The 13,636-nt window shown below is 71.3% G+C and carries 13 protein-coding genes; 10 read left to right on the top strand and 3 right to left on the bottom strand.

Features of this window, described 5'->3' with window-relative positions; all coding sequences use genetic code 11:
• Positions 1–135 precede the first annotated feature (135 nt).
• Positions 136–492 (top strand): STAS domain-containing protein, encoded by a 357-nt coding sequence (locus E1292_RS12085; RefSeq protein WP_132595127.1) that lies wholly within the window; start codon positions 136–138, stop codon positions 490–492.
• Positions 493–495: 3 nt separating this feature from the next.
• Here the strand turns inward: E1292_RS12085 and E1292_RS12080 are convergent, their stop codons facing one another.
• Positions 496–1,212 carry an ANTAR domain-containing response regulator gene (locus tag E1292_RS12080; protein WP_132595079.1) on the bottom strand — a complete coding sequence of 239 codons (717 nt, stop codon included), beginning with the start codon at positions 1,210–1,212 and terminating at the stop codon, positions 496–498.
• A 58-nt stretch (positions 1,213–1,270) separates the two neighbouring features.
• On the opposite strand from E1292_RS12080, the gene E1292_RS12075 reads away from it, so the two are divergent.
• From E1292_RS12075 to E1292_RS12065, 3 genes are all read left to right on the top strand, one after another.
• Entirely contained in the window at positions 1,271–3,106 is a 1,836-nt protein-coding gene (locus E1292_RS12075; protein ID WP_132595077.1) for a SpoIIE family protein phosphatase, read from the top strand.
• A gap of 105 nt (positions 3,107–3,211) precedes the next feature.
• Positions 3,212–4,315: a glycosyltransferase gene (locus E1292_RS12070; protein ID WP_132595075.1), complete on the top strand. Its 1,104-nt coding sequence runs from the start codon at positions 3,212–3,214 to the stop codon at positions 4,313–4,315.
• A gap of 222 nt (positions 4,316–4,537) precedes the next feature.
• The gene (locus E1292_RS12065) at positions 4,538–5,257 is read left to right on the top strand and encodes a glycoside hydrolase family 16 protein (RefSeq protein ID WP_165974488.1); all 720 of its coding nucleotides are present in this window, start codon (positions 4,538–4,540) and stop codon (positions 5,255–5,257) included.
• Here E1292_RS12065 and E1292_RS12060 read toward each other — a convergent pair.
• The gene (locus E1292_RS12060) at positions 5,242–6,309 is read right to left on the bottom strand and encodes a PucR family transcriptional regulator (RefSeq protein ID WP_132595071.1); all 1,068 of its coding nucleotides are present in this window, start codon (positions 6,307–6,309) and stop codon (positions 5,242–5,244) included. The genes E1292_RS12065 and E1292_RS12060 overlap by 16 nt on opposite strands.
• Before the next feature lie 75 nt (positions 6,310–6,384).
• On the opposite strand from E1292_RS12060, the gene E1292_RS12055 reads away from it, so the two are divergent.
• The 5 genes from E1292_RS12055 to E1292_RS12035 all read left to right on the top strand — a co-directional run bounded on the left by E1292_RS12055 (position 6,385) and on the right by E1292_RS12035 (position 11,659).
• Positions 6,385–7,302, top strand: coding sequence for a proline dehydrogenase family protein (locus E1292_RS12055; protein WP_132595069.1), 918 nt, complete (start codon positions 6,385–6,387; stop codon positions 7,300–7,302).
• On the top strand, positions 7,303–8,928 hold the full coding sequence (gene pruA / locus E1292_RS12050; RefSeq protein ID WP_132595067.1) for an L-glutamate gamma-semialdehyde dehydrogenase: 1,626 nt from the start codon (positions 7,303–7,305) through the stop codon (positions 8,926–8,928).
• Positions 8,929–9,063: 135 nt separating this feature from the next.
• Positions 9,064–10,023: a GlxA family transcriptional regulator gene (locus tag E1292_RS12045; protein ID WP_132595065.1), complete on the top strand. Its 960-nt coding sequence runs from the start codon at positions 9,064–9,066 to the stop codon at positions 10,021–10,023.
• Between the two features lie 2 nt (positions 10,024–10,025).
• The gene (locus E1292_RS12040; protein ID WP_132595063.1) at positions 10,026–10,649 is read left to right on the top strand and encodes a DJ-1/PfpI family protein; all 624 of its coding nucleotides are present in this window, start codon (positions 10,026–10,028) and stop codon (positions 10,647–10,649) included.
• 203 nt (positions 10,650–10,852) lie between these two features.
• Positions 10,853–11,659, top strand: coding sequence for a serine/threonine-protein kinase (locus E1292_RS12035; protein WP_132338522.1), 807 nt, complete (start codon positions 10,853–10,855; stop codon positions 11,657–11,659).
• A 45-nt stretch (positions 11,660–11,704) separates the two neighbouring features.
• On the opposite strand, the gene E1292_RS12030 is transcribed toward E1292_RS12035, so the two are convergent.
• Positions 11,705–12,451 (bottom strand): lysophospholipid acyltransferase family protein, encoded by a 747-nt coding sequence (locus E1292_RS12030; protein WP_132595061.1) that lies wholly within the window; start codon positions 12,449–12,451, stop codon positions 11,705–11,707.
• Between the two features lie 173 nt (positions 12,452–12,624).
• Here E1292_RS12030 and dhaK point away from each other — a divergent pair, with 173 nt between their 5' ends.
• Positions 12,625–13,599 (top strand): dihydroxyacetone kinase subunit DhaK, encoded by a 975-nt coding sequence (gene dhaK, locus E1292_RS12025; protein ID WP_132595059.1) that lies wholly within the window; start codon positions 12,625–12,627, stop codon positions 13,597–13,599.
• Positions 13,600–13,636: the final 37 nt, after the last annotated feature.

The following is a 13,636-nucleotide window of genomic DNA, read 5'->3' as shown; positions in this document are numbered from 1 at the left end:
AAAAGAGCCCAGGCAGAGGCACGCCTCGCTCAACTCTCGAGACGGAAGCCCTCTGCTGGACCTCGCGAGAAGTGTCCCCCGTGCCGCCAGAAGTATTCCTCCCTCGCGTGGTGACAGTAGGGTTGCTCCGTGACAATGCCGGAAAACGGCGACGGGCCCGCGGCGGCCCTGAGCCTGACGTCGTCGACCGTCGACTCGGTCACCGTGGTGCGGGTCGACGGCGTGCTCGACGCCACGACGCGCGAGCAGTTCGCCGACTACCTGTCGTTGGCGGGCACCGACCTGATCCTCGATTTGGCCGGAGTGACGTTCATGGACTCGCGCGCGCTCGGCCTGATCGTGCACCACTGGCAGACGAGTCTGTCCTCGGGCGCGAAGTTCGCGCTGATCGGGGTCGAATACTCCAAGTCGAAAGTGATGTGGATCACGGGGCTGGCCCAGCGCCTGCCGATCTACGACACGCTCGACGACGCCCTGGCCGCCATCGGGTGACGCTCAGCCCTTCGACTTGCGCTGGTGCTCCTCGACCAGGAGCCTGGCCAGGTCGGCCACCTTGACCTGGTGGTGCTGCGAGATCCTGCGCAGTTCCTCGAAGGCCGCCTCGGCCGTGCATCCGCTGGTCTGCATGATGATGCCCTTGGCCTGGTCGATCACCGACCGGCCGGCGAGGGCCTCCTGCAGCTGGGCGGCGTCCGTACGCACCTCGTCGAATTCCGACAGGTTGGCCATGGCCACCCCGAGTTGCTCGGTGAGCATGTCGGAGAGCGAGTGGGCGCCCTGCGGCGAGAACGCGCCGGGGCGCACCGAGTAGAGGCCGACGACCAGCACGGCGGGCGCCACGTCGATGGGGACGGCCAGCACCGAGCGCACGCCCCAGCGGGTGGCCAGCGCGTCGTAGCGCGGCCAGCGGGTCTCGGTGAGCACGTCGGTGACGGTGGCCCGCCCGCCGCTCTGCCTGGCTTCGGTGGACGGCCCCTCCCCCAGCTCGTGCTCGCCTTCGACGAGCATGATGAGCTCGCTGTGCGAGCCGGAGACCAGCACCCGGTGATCGCGCCAATGCTCGGCGGAGGCTCCGGAGCAGCCGGGCACTCCTGCGGTCAGCGCGGTCGTCAGGCCGCGCAGCACGCTCTCCGTCGAGGTGTCCTCACCGAGGCGGCCCAATGCCGCCAGGTCACGGGCGAGTCCGGGGGTGAGCATCGCGGTGGATTCCATAGCAACAAGCCTCTACCCCTTATGGCTAGCATTATCCCGAGTGGCGTAGCGTCAGACCATGACCACGCCGGACTTCGAACACGCGCTGGACGCGCTGGCAGGGCGCGTCTCATCGCTGCGTGCGGCGAGGGCCGCCTATCCCTCGGACCTCGCGCCCACGCTGGACGCGGCGCTCGCGGAGCTCGACACCGCGGCCGAGTTGCTGGCCGAGGCCAGGGAGCAGTTGCGCAAGTCCCCGAAGCGGGGCGGCGCGAAGAAGGACGGCGGCGCGCAGCGCGAGCTGAAGTTGCTGCGCCAGGTGTTCAGGGCCTTCCCCGTGCCCGTCATCGTGCTCGACGGCGGCGGCGTGGTGCGGCGGATCAACCCGGAGACCTCGCGGATGCTCGGCAGCCCCGACGGCTACCTGGTGGGCCGGTCGTTCCCGCTGCTGGTGGACGTGTCGCGGCGGGCGGCGTTCCGGTCGCACCTGACGTCGGCGCTGCAGACCGGGCAGCCGGCGGCGTTCGAGACCCGGCTGGCGCACCAGGGGCGCACGCACACCGTGCAGCTGGCGATGATCAGGCTGACCATGCCGGGCGAGCCGCAGCAGATGGTGGCGGCGATCGCGCTGCCGATCGAGGTGCAGTTGCCCGAGCCGGGCGCGCGCCGGCCCGAGCAGTCCGACGGAGCGCTGCTGCTGGCGGCGGCCAAGCGGCAGGACCTGCTGGTCAAGATGGCCACGTTGCTGCTCGACGAGGAGGCCCTGCGGCGTCCGGTCGCGCTCCCGCGGGCGACGCGGCTGCTGGCGGCCGAGTGGGCCGACTGGGTGATCGCCGACGTGGTGCGCGACGGGGTGCCGCGTCGTTCGGCCGTGATGGCACCGAAGGACCAGCCTCTCGGTGAGCTCGCCCGCCAGGTGGAGTCCGCCGACCCGGCGACCAGCCAGGTGGTGCTGCAGGTTCTCGACCGGGCCTCCGGCGTGGTGCACGAGATGGTGGAGGACGAGACGCTGCTCGGTTTCTGCGCCGACGGGCCGGTGTTGACGGCGATGGGCGCGAGCTCGCTGCTGAGCGTCCCGATCGGCTGCGCCGACGGCGTGCTGACGCTCGTACGCACGCACGACAGGCAGCCGTTCGCGCTGGCCGACCTGGCCGTCATGCAGGAGGTGGGACTGCAGCTGGGCCTGGCGGTGCGCGCGCAGAGCAATTTCCAGAGCCGCTCGCGGGCGGCCGACGCGCTGTCGGCGAGCGTCGCGCCGCGCAACCTGCCCGACATCCCCGGCTACGAGGCGGCGGCCGTCTACCACCCGGGGTCGTCGGTGGGCGCGGAGTTCTACGACGTGTTCCCGGTCGCCGGCGGGTGGGGGTTCGCGCTCGGCGGCGCGGCGGGCAAGGGAGAGGAGGCCGCGTCGGTCACCGCCATGGTGCGGGGCGGCCTGCGGGTGCTGAGCGTCTGGGAGTCCGATCCCGACCTGGTGATGCGGAAGGTCAACGAGGCCCTGGTCGCCCAGGGTTCCGGCCTGTTCGTGATGGCCGTGGCGGGGTTCGTGCAGGGACGTACGATCCGGCTGTCGTCGGCGGGGCACCATCCGGCGGCTCGGGTGCGGAACGACGGCACCGTGCGCTTCGTCGCGGGCGGCGGCGTGCCGCTGGGCATCGCGGGCGAGGCGGAGACGCAGGTCGAGACGTTGACGGTCCCCCCCGGCGAGACGCTGGTGCTCTATTCGGAGGGCCTGGTCTCGTCAAGGAACGCCGCGGGCGAGCCCTACGGCGACGAGCGGCTGGCCGACGTGCTCGGCCGCTGCGCGGGCCAGTCGCCGTCCACCGTGGTCAAGGCGGTGGAGGCGGACCGGCACACATTCTCCGAGGGCCAGGTTTGGGATGAGATTGTGGTGTTCGCGCTCCGAGGTGTCTGATCTGTAAGGGTTTGCGTTCCCGCGAAACCTGGGTATGGTCGGACTCAGAACGACGTGCCTAAGACGCAGGCACACCTTTGTAGCTTTTTCACGCTGGGGTGTGCCATGAATATCGCGATCGTCGCTTCGTCCAACGGAAACCAGCGCCACCGCATCCTCTCGGTCGCACGGGAGCTGGGGCGCGAGCACCACGTCACGATCTACTCCCGCCGTGACGACTCCGACGGCAAGCCCAGGACGCGGGTGGCCCCGGGAGTCACCCTGGAGCACATCGACGTGGGCCCGGCCTGTGATCTTTCCGCCGACGACGTCGTTCCCTACCTCAACGACGTCGGCGTCCACCTGATGAAGCGCTGGCGCCAGGACAGGCCCGACATCATCCATGCCCACTCGTGGACCAGCGGCCTGGCCGCCGTGGCGGGCGCCAAGGGGCTCGACGTGCCGGTCACGCAGACGTTCCACACGGTCGACGCCGCCCACCAGAAGCTGGAGCGGGCACTGGGCCGCCGGGCCAACGCGGTCATCGCGGGCTCGGGCGACGAGGAGTCGGCGCTGATCCGGCTCGGGGTGCCGCGCCACAACATCGCCATCGTCCCCTACGGCGTCGACACCGAACGTTTCCACCGCCGCGGCGCGGTGGCCACGAAGGGCTCGCGCAAGCGGCTCCTGCATGTCGGCCCGCTGTCGACCGAACGCGGCGCGCACACCATCGTGCGGGCGCTGCAGGGCCTCGGCGACGTCGAGCTGGTCATCGCCGGCGGCCCCGACCCCGAGGCGCTGGAGAACGACAAGGACGCCCAGCGCCTGCGGGAGCTGGCCGAGCAGCTCGGCGTGGCCGACCGGGTCACGCTCCTCGGTCAGGTGAAGCGAACCTCCGTACCGAAGCTGATGCGCAGCGCGGACGCCGTGGTGTCGGTTCCGCGCGAGGCCGTCACGGGGATCGTCGCCCTGGAGGCGATGGCCTGCGGCGTGCCGGTGATCGCCTCGGCCGTCGGCGCCCACCTGGACTCCATCGTCGACGGCGTCACCGGCCTGCTGGTGCCGCCCGACCAGCCGGCGCGCACCGCGCGCCTGGCGCGCGAGCTGCTGTGGGACCCGACATTGCGGACCGCGCTCGGCTACGCGGGCGCCGACCGGGCGCGCTCGCGCTACTCCTGGGAGCGGGTCAGCCAGGAACTGGTACGCGTCTACGAGGCGGCCTGCGCCTGACGTAACCATCCCCTGCTCCGCCCAGCACATGCTCCGGCAGGTGGCGCAAGCCACCTGCCGGCACCATGTCCGGAGCACGATGACCGGTCCGCCGGTCCGTGTGACGAATCTGACTGATGTGTCCGGAGCACGATGCCCCCGGTCCGCCGGTCCGTGTGACGAAGCTGACTGATGTGACAGATGGGGTGTTATCGGAGTGAAATCTTTGCTTCGATGGAGCGCATGTCCAAACGCAGTCCGATCTTGGCGGCCACGGCGCTCGCGTGCGTAGCCGCCCTCCCCCAGACCGCGCAGGCACAGACGGCGGGCTGGGGCGACCCGGTCCTCGTGGAGAACTTTAACGGCTCGTCGATCAACACCAAGAAGTGGATGATCTATCACTCCCCCCAGGCCGAGCGCAACCCCCGCACCGGCAGGGCCGCGTCCGTCTCGGGCGGCGCCCTGCGCCTCAAGGGCGGCATGTACGGCGGCAAGGACCTGTCGGGCGGCGTGGCCACCCGGCTCGCGCAGGAGTACGGGCGGTGGGAGGTCAGGTTCAAGGCCGAGGCGGGCGCCGGGTACACGCCGGTGGCGCTGCTGTGGCCGACGCGGCAGGGTGAGGGCGGCGGCTACGCTGAGGTCGACTTCGCCGAGATCGTCGACCCGAAGCGGCAGGGTGGCGGCATCTTCGTGCACGACGGGCACAGCCGGGCGCGCAAGACGCTCAAGGCCGACTTCACCAAGTGGCACACGGTGGCGGTCGACTGGCTGCCGGGCCGCCTGACGGTCTGGCTGGACGGCGAGAAGTACTGGGACTACCGGGGCGCGCACGTGCCCAGCGGCCGCCGCATGGGCCTGGCGCTGCAGAACGACGTGGTGTGCGAGCCGCGCTGCCGTGACTCCTCCACGCCCCGCACCGTGTCGATGTACGTCGACTGGGTGAAGGTCTACCGGGCGTCCTGACCACGCAGCCTGGCGGCCTTGAGACCGAGGTGCACGGCCAGGCGGTCGTCGCCGTCCGACAGATCCTTGTGGGTGAGGCGCTCGGCCTTGCCCAGCCGGTAGTAGAGCGTCTGGCGGTGGATGCCGAGCTCGGCGGCGGTCTTCTGGGCGTGGCCGCCGCGGTCGAGGTAGGCCTCCACCGTGTGGGCCAGCTCCCCGTCGAGGGCCGCGGTCTCGGCCGCCAGCTCCCGCAGGTCGGACGGGCCGAGCCGGGCCAGCAGGCGGTGCACGCCGAGGTCCTCCCACCGGGCGACCGGCGCGTGGCGGGGGAAGTGCTCGGCGATGCGCAGGGCGTGGCGGGCCTCGCGCCAGCTGAGCCAGGCGTCGGCCGGGTCGCTCCGTGGCCCGCCGATGCCGGCCGCGGTGCCGTACGCGCTCTGGAGGGTCTGCGCGACCTCGCCCGCGAGGTGCGCGGGGGCGAGCAGCGCGACGGGCGAGCCGGCGCGGGCGAGCACGCCGCGCGGCAACGTCCAGAGGGCGGCCACGCGCTCGTGCGACTCACGGACGGCGACTGCCGCGACCGGGCCAGGAACCTCTATGGCGGCCTCGGCACGCTCCTCGGGGTCGGGGGAGAACAGGCCGAGCAGCCCGCGCCCGACGTCCTGCCGGCTCCTGGCCTCCTGGGCGAGCACGGCGGCCGCCCTGGCGACGAGCGGCGCGACGGCGTGCAGGGGCGCGTCGCCCAGCTCGCCCGAATCGAGCAGCCACAGGTAGCCGTAGGTGACGCCGCGGTGGCGCAGCGGCCAGCAGACCCTGGCCAGGACCTGCAGCTCGGCGTCCGCGGGGATCCTGACCGGGCCCTCGGCCGAAGCGATGCCGTAGCGCTCGAAGTAGTCGCGCACCTCTCCCGTCGCGCGCCTGCGCAGGATCGACTCCTGGCGGACCGTGTCGATGGCGCCGTGCTGCGCGCCGTAGGCCAGCAGCCGGAACGAGCGGTCCTCCAGCGTCGCGGACGCCCCCAGCCGGGCGGCGATCTCGTCGACGATCTCCTGCAGGTCTGCCGATTTGTGCATGTGTATGACAGCCTGCCACATCCGGCGTTACGCGCGTCGATGGCCCCCGCTGAGCTGGGTTTTTAGACTGGAAGCATGCTGCGTCAACTGCTTCTCACCGCCTCCAGGAGCGGTGCCGTGCGTCGCGCCGTGTCGGGCTTCCCGCTCACCAGGAGAGTGGTCGGGAGGTTCGTCGCCGGGGAGGGTGTCGAGGAGGCTCGCGACACGGTCGAACGGCTGCGCGACGCCAGGCTCGCCGTCACCGTCGACCATCTCGGCGAGGAGACGCGCGACGCGCGGGCCGCGGCCGCCACCACGGACGCCTACCTCACCTTGCTCCGCGCGATCAGGCCGCTGGAGCTCGGCGCGAGAGGCGAGGTGTCGGTGAAGTTGTCGGCGCTCGGGCAGCGCCTCGACGAGACCATGGCGCTGGAGCACGCCCGCGAGATCTGCGCCGCCGCATCGGTCACCGGCTCGGCCGTGACGCTCGACATGGAGGACCACACCACCGTCGACTCCACCCTGGCCGTCCTGCGCAAGCTGCGCGAGGACCATCCTTCGACGGGCGTGGCGATCCAGGCCTACCTGTTCCGCAGCGAGCAGGACTGCCGCGACCTGTCCTCGGAGGGCTCCCGCGTACGCCTGGTCAAGGGCGCCTACCGTGAACCCGCCTCGGTCGCCCACCAGGGCCGGACCGCCGTGGACAAAGCGTACGTACGATGCCTGCGCATCCTCATGGCGGGGAAGGGTTACCCCATGGTGGCGACGCACGACGATCGCATGGTCGCGATCACGGAACTGCTCGCCGACCGGTTCGGGCGGACGATCGGCGACCACGAGTTCCAGATGCTCTACGGAATCAGGACCGACCTGCAGGAGGCCCTGGCGGGGGCCGGCCACACGGTCCGCGTGTACGTGCCCTACGGCGACGACTGGTACGGCTATTTCATGCGCCGTCTCGCGGAGCGCCCGGCCAACGTCGCCTTCTTCCTTCGTGCCCTTGGGGGTAAGTAAATGGATGCCATCAGCAACGTCCCCGTCCCCGCCAACGAGCGGGTGTACGGTTACGCGCCCGGCAGCGCCGAGCGGACCACGCTGGAGGACCGCATCAAGGAGCTGGCCGGGTCGCCGATCGACCTGACCATGACCATCGGAGGCGAGCAGCGCCTCGGCGGCGGCGCCCCCATCGACGTGGTGCAACCGCACAACCACGCGCACGTCCTGGGCCGTACCAACGACGCTACGGTCCAGGACGTGCGGGACGCCGTCGACAGCGCCCTGCGGGCGGCGCCCGCCTGGCAGGCGCTGCCGTTCGACGAGCGGGCCGCGGTCTTCCTGAAGGCCGCCGACCTGCTGGCGGGGCCGTGGCGGGCCACGATCAACGGGGCGACCATCCTGGGCCAGTCGAAGTCGGTGCAGCAGGCGGAGATCGACGCCGCCTGCGAGCTGATCGACTTCCTGCGGTTCAACGTGTCCTACGCGCGGCAGCTCTACGCCCAGCAGCCGAACTCGTCGCCCGGCGTGTGGAACAGGATGGAGTACCGCCCGCTCGAAGGGTTCGTGCTGGCGATCACGCCGTTCAACTTCACCGCCATCGCCGGAAACCTGCCGACGTCGGCCGCGCTGATGGGCAACGTCGTCGTCTGGAAGCCGTCGCCCACCCAGCAGCTCGCGGCGCACTTCACGATGCGGGTGCTGGAGGCCGCGGGGCTGCCGCCGGGCGTGATCAACCTCGTCACCGGCAACGGCCAGGCCGTCTCCGAGGTGGCGCTCGCCCACCCCGCGCTGGCGGGCATCCACTTCACCGGCTCGACCGGCACGTTCCAGCACCTGTGGCGCACGATCGGGGCCAACATCGCCTCCTACCACGGCTATCCGCGCATCGTGGGCGAGACCGGCGGCAAGGACTTCGTGCTCGCCCACCCGTCGGCCGACCCCGAGGTGCTCTCGACGGCGCTGATCAGGGGCGCCTTCGAGTACCAGGGGCAGAAGTGCTCGGCCGCCTCGCGGGCGTACGTGCCGCGCTCGGTCTGGAACCGGATGCGCGACGACTTCGTCTCCGTGGCCGAGTCGCTGAGCGTGGGCGACGTGGCGGGCGACCTGTCGACGTTCATGGGCGCGGTCATCGACGGGCGGGCCTTCGCCAAGCACAAGGAGGCCATCGACCGGGCCAGGGCGTCCTCGAACATCGACGTGCTGACCGGCTCGTACGACGACTCCGTCGGCTATTTCGTGAAGCCGACCGTCATGGAGTGCGCCAACCCGGCGGACGAGATCTTCGTCAAGGAGTACTTCGGGCCGATCCTCGGCGTGCACGTCTACGACGACGGCGACTTCGACGCGGTGCTCGACCAGATGGAGGGCATCGCCCCGTACGCGCTGACCGGGTCGGTCATCGCTCAGGACCGCTACGCCATCAAGGCGGCCTCCGACCGGCTGCGCTTCGCGGCGGGCAACTTCTACGTCAACGACAAGCCGACGGGCGCGGTCGTCAGCCAGCAGCCGTTCGGCGGCGCCCGCGCCTCGGGCACCAACGACAAGGCGGGCTCGATCTTCAACCTGATCCGCTGGGTGAACGCCCGCACGATCAAGGAGACCTTCGTCCCGTCGACCGACCACCGCTACCCGCACATGGGCTGATCGTTCCTGACGCCCCCGGCCACCGCGTGCCGGGGGCGTCCGTCGTGCGGGGCGCCGATCGCGCGCGCCCGGGATGGCGTGATCTGCAATGGACGTGTCGTTGACGCCACCAGGGTGCGCGGCCAGCATGAAGGCATGCAGCGACGCATCCTGGTGGTCGTCTTTCCCTGCTTCCAGCTGCTCGACATGGCCGGGCCCGCCGACGTCTTCGCGACGGCGGCCCTGTTCGCGCGCGGCGGCTACCAGGTCGAGGTGGCGGCCGTGGGCGGGGGCGCCGTGCCGGCCGGCAACGGGGTCACCGTCATGGCCGCGCCGCTCGGCGAGGTCGAAGGGCCGGTCGACACGCTGCTGGTGGCGGGTGGGTTCTCCGTGCCCGAGCAGATCGCGGGCGGCGAGCTGGTCGCGCAGGTCGCCCGGCTGGCCGGCGGCGCGCGGCGCGTCGCCTCCGTCTGCAACGGCGCGTTCGTGCTGGCCGAGGCCGGGCTGCTGGACCACCGGCGGGCCACCACGCACTGGCTGGTCGCGGACGAGCTCGCGGCCGGCTACGGGTGCGTCGAGGTGGACCCCGACCCGCTCTACATCGAGGACGGCCACGTCTGGACGTCGGCGGGCGTCCTGTCCGGGGTGGACCTCGCGCTGGCGCTGGTGGCCAGGGACCACGGCCACGCGCTGGCCCGCGACGTCGCCCGCGGGCTCGTGGTCTACCTGCACCGGCCGGGCGGGCAGAGCCAGTTCAGCACGCCGATGCGGGCCATGACGCCGCGCAGCGAGCCGATCAGGGAGCTGCAGGTCCACATCGACGCCAACCCCGGGGCCGACCTCAGCGTGGCCGCGCTCGCCGCGCTCGCCGGCATGAGCGAGCGCCACCTCTCCCGCGTCTTCACCGAGCAGACGGGCCTGTCGCCCGGCCGGTACGTCGAGCGCAGCCGGGCCGACGCCGCCAGGCGGCTCCTGGAGGTCACCGGTCACCCGCTGGCCACGGTGGCCAGGGAGTCGGGGCTCGGGACGCCGGAGACGCTCTACCGCGTCTTCCGCCGTCACTGGCGGATCTCACCCGGCGACTACCGTCGCCGGTTCCAGTCGAAGGAGACTTAACCATGCAGGTGGCTATCCCGCTTTATCCTCGTTTCACCGCGCTGGACGCGGTCGGGCCGTACACCGTGATGGCCTTCGCGCCGGGCTGCACGGTCACGTTCGTCGCCGAGGAGGCCGGCCCCGTCGTCGACGACCAGGGCACGCTCACGCTGGCCGCCACGGCCTCCTACGCCGACATGCCCCGGCCCGACGTGATCATCGTCCCCGGCGGCCTCGGCACCTTGGACGTCATGTCCGACACCGCTCTGACCGGCTGGATCCGGCAGGCGCACGAGCACACCACATGGACGACCTCGGTGTGCAGCGGCTCGCTCCTCCTGGGCGCGGCGGGGCTGCTGAAAGGGCTGAAGGCGACCACGCACTGGGCCCTGCTCGACTTTCTCAAGCAGGTCGGCGCCGAGCCGGTCAGCGAGCGTGTGGTCACGGAAGGCAAGATCGTGACCGCGGCCGGGGTGTCCGCGGGCATCGACATGGCGCTGACGCTGCTGGCGCAGGCCACGGACGAGCTGACCGCGCAGAGCGTGCAGCTGGTGATCGAGTACGATCCGCAGCCGCCCTTCACGTGCGGGTCGCCGAAGACGGCGCCGGAGGGGCTGGCCGAGCGCGCGCTCCGCCTCCTCGCCTGACCGGCACCCGGGCGGCGGGGCGTCCTGACGGGCGCCGCCGGCGTATGTCCGGCAGGGGTCGGACTGGTGTGGCGCGCTGTGTCGGATCGAATTTCTAGGCCGTTGACCAGCGCAGCCGCACATTCCGACATATCCAGATCACGTTAGGCACCCTAAGGCCTGTGCTGAGGTGACATGATTATCCCCGAGCTTGAGGGGATGGTATGCGGGAGATCGGCGGACGGTACCTCCTGAACGAGGAGGCCGGTCGTGGGGGTATGGGCGTCGTCTGGCGCGCGTTCGATCAGCTTCTCCACCGTACGGTGGCGCTTAAGGAGCTTACCTTGGCCGGCGAGGCCGAGATGGTGCGCCGGCGGGTGCTGCGTGAGGCCAGGATGGCTGCCGGGCTGACGCACCCCAACATCGTCACGGTGCACGACCTGATCGAGGAGGGCGGCAAGCTCTGGATCGTGATGGAATATCTCGACGGGCTCTCGCTGCACCAGTTGCTCTCCCAGGTGGGCACACTGCCCGCACAGTCGGTGGCGGCCATCGGCCAGCACCTGCTCGCCGCGCTGCGCACCGCCCACCAGGCCGGCGTGCTGCACCGTGACGTGAAGCCGGCCAACGTCATGCTGACCGGTGACCGGGTGGTGCTGACCGACTTCGGCATAGCGACCGCCGAGGGCGACATCCGCATGACGACGTCGCGGCGCCTGCGCGGCACGCCCGCGTTCATGGCGCCCGAGCGGCTGCACGGAGGGCCGGCCAGCAAGGAGGCCGACATGTGGTCCTTCGGCGCCACCCTCTACAGCGCCGTCGAGGGCCAGCCTCCCTACCCTGGGCAGGACGCGGCGACCGTGCTCGGCATGGCCCGCAGCGGGCCCTATCCGCCGCCGCGGCGGGCGGGCGTGATGCGCCCGCTGATCGAGGGGCTGCTCCACCACGACCCCGTGCGCCGCTACACCCCGGAGCAGACGGCGGGTTTATTGGCGGGCATGCGCGCCAGCGCCTACCAGGCGGCCATCTGACACCCCCCGCACCGATCACCGGGCGGGGGGCACGTGCGTCGGCGGTCAGTCCTTCCTGACCCTGGCCTCCGCCTCGGCCGCGTCCATGGCCGCCGCCTCCTCGGGGGTCGGCGCGGTGCCGCCGAGATGGGCGGGCTGCCACCACACGCCCTGCGGCACCTCCGGATAGGTGCGCTGCGCCCGGTCGACCAGCTCCGACAACCGCGTGTGCAGGTCCGTCACGTGATCGTTGACGTTCTCGCCGCGCTTGGGGTGCATCGGCTCGCCCACCAGGATGGTGAGCGGCACGTGCCGCTGCAGGAGCTTCTTCGGCCGCCCCTTGGTCCACAGCCGCTGGCTGCCCCACAGCGCCACCGGGATCACCGGCACGTTGGTCGCCTGGGCCATCCGGATCGCGCCGTTCTTGATCTCTTTGACGGTGAACGACCGGCTGATCGTGGCCTCCGCGAAGACGCCCACGACCTCACCGGCCTTGAGCATCCGCAGCGCCGTCGCGTACGAGCCCGCGCCCGCGCCCCGGTCGACGGGGATGTGGTGCATGCCCCGCATCAGCGGGCCGGAGATCCGGTGCTCGAACACGTCCTGCTTGGCCATGAAGCGCACCAGCCGCTTCGACGGCAGCGCGGCGAACCCGGCGAAGATGAAGTCGAGGTAGCTGATGTGGTTGCTCACCAGCACCGCTCCCCCCGTCTGCGGCACGTGTTCGGTCCCCTCCATGTGGAAGCGGATGTCGAGCACGCGAAAGAGGGTCCGCGCGGCGGCGATCACCGGCGGGTACACGATCTCAGCCATGAGCAGAAGGTAGCTGCTCAGGCGGGTCTCACGGTAGTCGGGGGCGCGAGGCGCCGGGTGACGCCCTTCCTGGCCGCACCCCGGGCGCCCGTTCTCGCGTGGGCGCCGGGCGGCCTCCGCCCGTCCGCGTCACGACGCTTGCGTGGTCGTGAAAACGGGCAGATGTACTCACCATGAAGAAGCTCATCAACTCGGCGGACTCCGTCGTTGCGGACGCGCTGAAGGGCATGGCCGCGGCCCATCCCACGCTGCGGATCCGCGACCAGGTGGTCTACCGGGCCGATGGCCCGCGCCGGGGAAAGGTCGGCCTGGTGTCGGGCGGCGGCTCGGGGCACGAACCGCTGCATGCCGGTTTCGTCGGGTACGGCATGCTCGACGCGGCCTGCCCCGGCGAGATCTTCACCTCGCCGGTGCCCGACCAGATCATCGAGGCGACCAAGGCCGTGGACGGCGGCGCCGGCGTGCTGCACATCGTCAAGAACTACACCGGCGACGTGCTCAACTTCGAGATGGCCGCCGAACTGGTCGAGGACGTCGAGGTGGCCAGCGTGCTGGTCGACGACGACGTGGCCGTCCAGGACTCCCTCTACACGGCGGGCCGCCGGGGCACCGGCGCGACCCTGTTCGTCGAGAAGATCGCCGGGGCGCTGGCCGAGGAGGGCGCGCCGCTGGACGACGTGGCCGCCGTGGCCGGCGCGGTCGACGAACGCAGCAGGTCGTTCGGCATCGCGCTGACCTCGTGCACGACGCCGCACGCCGGCAAGCCGACGTTCGACCTGCCGGAGACGGACGTGGAGCTGGGCATCGGCATCCACGGCGAGCCCGGCAGGGCCAGGGTGCCGATGGCGCCGGCGCGCGAGCTGGCGGCCACCGCCATGGAGGCGATCCACGGCGACCTGCCGTTGCAGGGCGACCTGCTCGTCATGGTGAACGGCATGGGCGGCACGCCCCTCATGGAGCTGTACGTCGTCTTCGCGGAGGTGGCGGCGTACGTCAAGGGCAAGGGAGCGCGGGTCTCGCGGTCGCTGGTCGGCAACTATGTGACGAGCCTCGACATGCAGGGCTTCTCCGTCACCGTGTGCCGGCTCGACGACACGCTGACCCGCCTGTGGGACGCCCCGGTCGATACGCCGGGCCTGCGATGGTGACGTCTCCGCTCCCCGGCGGAAGCGCCTGCCCGCCAGG

The sequence above is a fragment of the Nonomuraea deserti genome, from assembly GCF_004348685.1.
Lineage (GTDB): Bacteria > Actinomycetota > Actinomycetes > Streptosporangiales > Streptosporangiaceae > Nonomuraea > Nonomuraea deserti.
This window is presented reverse-complemented; position numbering and strand designations above follow the sequence as displayed.

What these genes read in the sequence shown, in the direction of transcription:
- E1292_RS12085 (WP_132595127.1), top strand. Translation starts at nt 136, where the DNA reads ATGCCGGAAAACGGCGACGGGCCCGCGGCGGCCCTGAGCCTGACGTCG.
- E1292_RS12080 (WP_132595079.1), bottom strand. Translation starts at nt 1,212, where the DNA reads ATGGAATCCACCGCGATGCTCACCCCCGGACTCGCCCGTGACCTGGCG.
- E1292_RS12075 (WP_132595077.1), top strand. Translation starts at nt 1,271, where the DNA reads ATGACCACGCCGGACTTCGAACACGCGCTGGACGCGCTGGCAGGGCGC.
- E1292_RS12070 (WP_132595075.1), top strand. Translation starts at nt 3,212, where the DNA reads ATGAATATCGCGATCGTCGCTTCGTCCAACGGAAACCAGCGCCACCGC.
- E1292_RS12065 (WP_165974488.1), top strand. Translation starts at nt 4,538, where the DNA reads ATGTCCAAACGCAGTCCGATCTTGGCGGCCACGGCGCTCGCGTGCGTA.
- E1292_RS12060 (WP_132595071.1), bottom strand. Translation starts at nt 6,309, where the DNA reads ATGCACAAATCGGCAGACCTGCAGGAGATCGTCGACGAGATCGCCGCC.
- E1292_RS12055 (WP_132595069.1), top strand. Translation starts at nt 6,385, where the DNA reads ATGCTGCGTCAACTGCTTCTCACCGCCTCCAGGAGCGGTGCCGTGCGT.
- pruA (WP_132595067.1), top strand. Translation starts at nt 7,303, where the DNA reads ATGGATGCCATCAGCAACGTCCCCGTCCCCGCCAACGAGCGGGTGTAC.
- E1292_RS12045 (WP_132595065.1), top strand. Translation starts at nt 9,064, where the DNA reads ATGCAGCGACGCATCCTGGTGGTCGTCTTTCCCTGCTTCCAGCTGCTC.
- E1292_RS12040 (WP_132595063.1), top strand. Translation starts at nt 10,026, where the DNA reads ATGCAGGTGGCTATCCCGCTTTATCCTCGTTTCACCGCGCTGGACGCG.
- E1292_RS12035 (WP_132338522.1), top strand. Translation starts at nt 10,853, where the DNA reads ATGCGGGAGATCGGCGGACGGTACCTCCTGAACGAGGAGGCCGGTCGT.
- E1292_RS12030 (WP_132595061.1), bottom strand. Translation starts at nt 12,451, where the DNA reads ATGGCTGAGATCGTGTACCCGCCGGTGATCGCCGCCGCGCGGACCCTC.
- dhaK (WP_132595059.1), top strand. Translation starts at nt 12,625, where the DNA reads ATGAAGAAGCTCATCAACTCGGCGGACTCCGTCGTTGCGGACGCGCTG.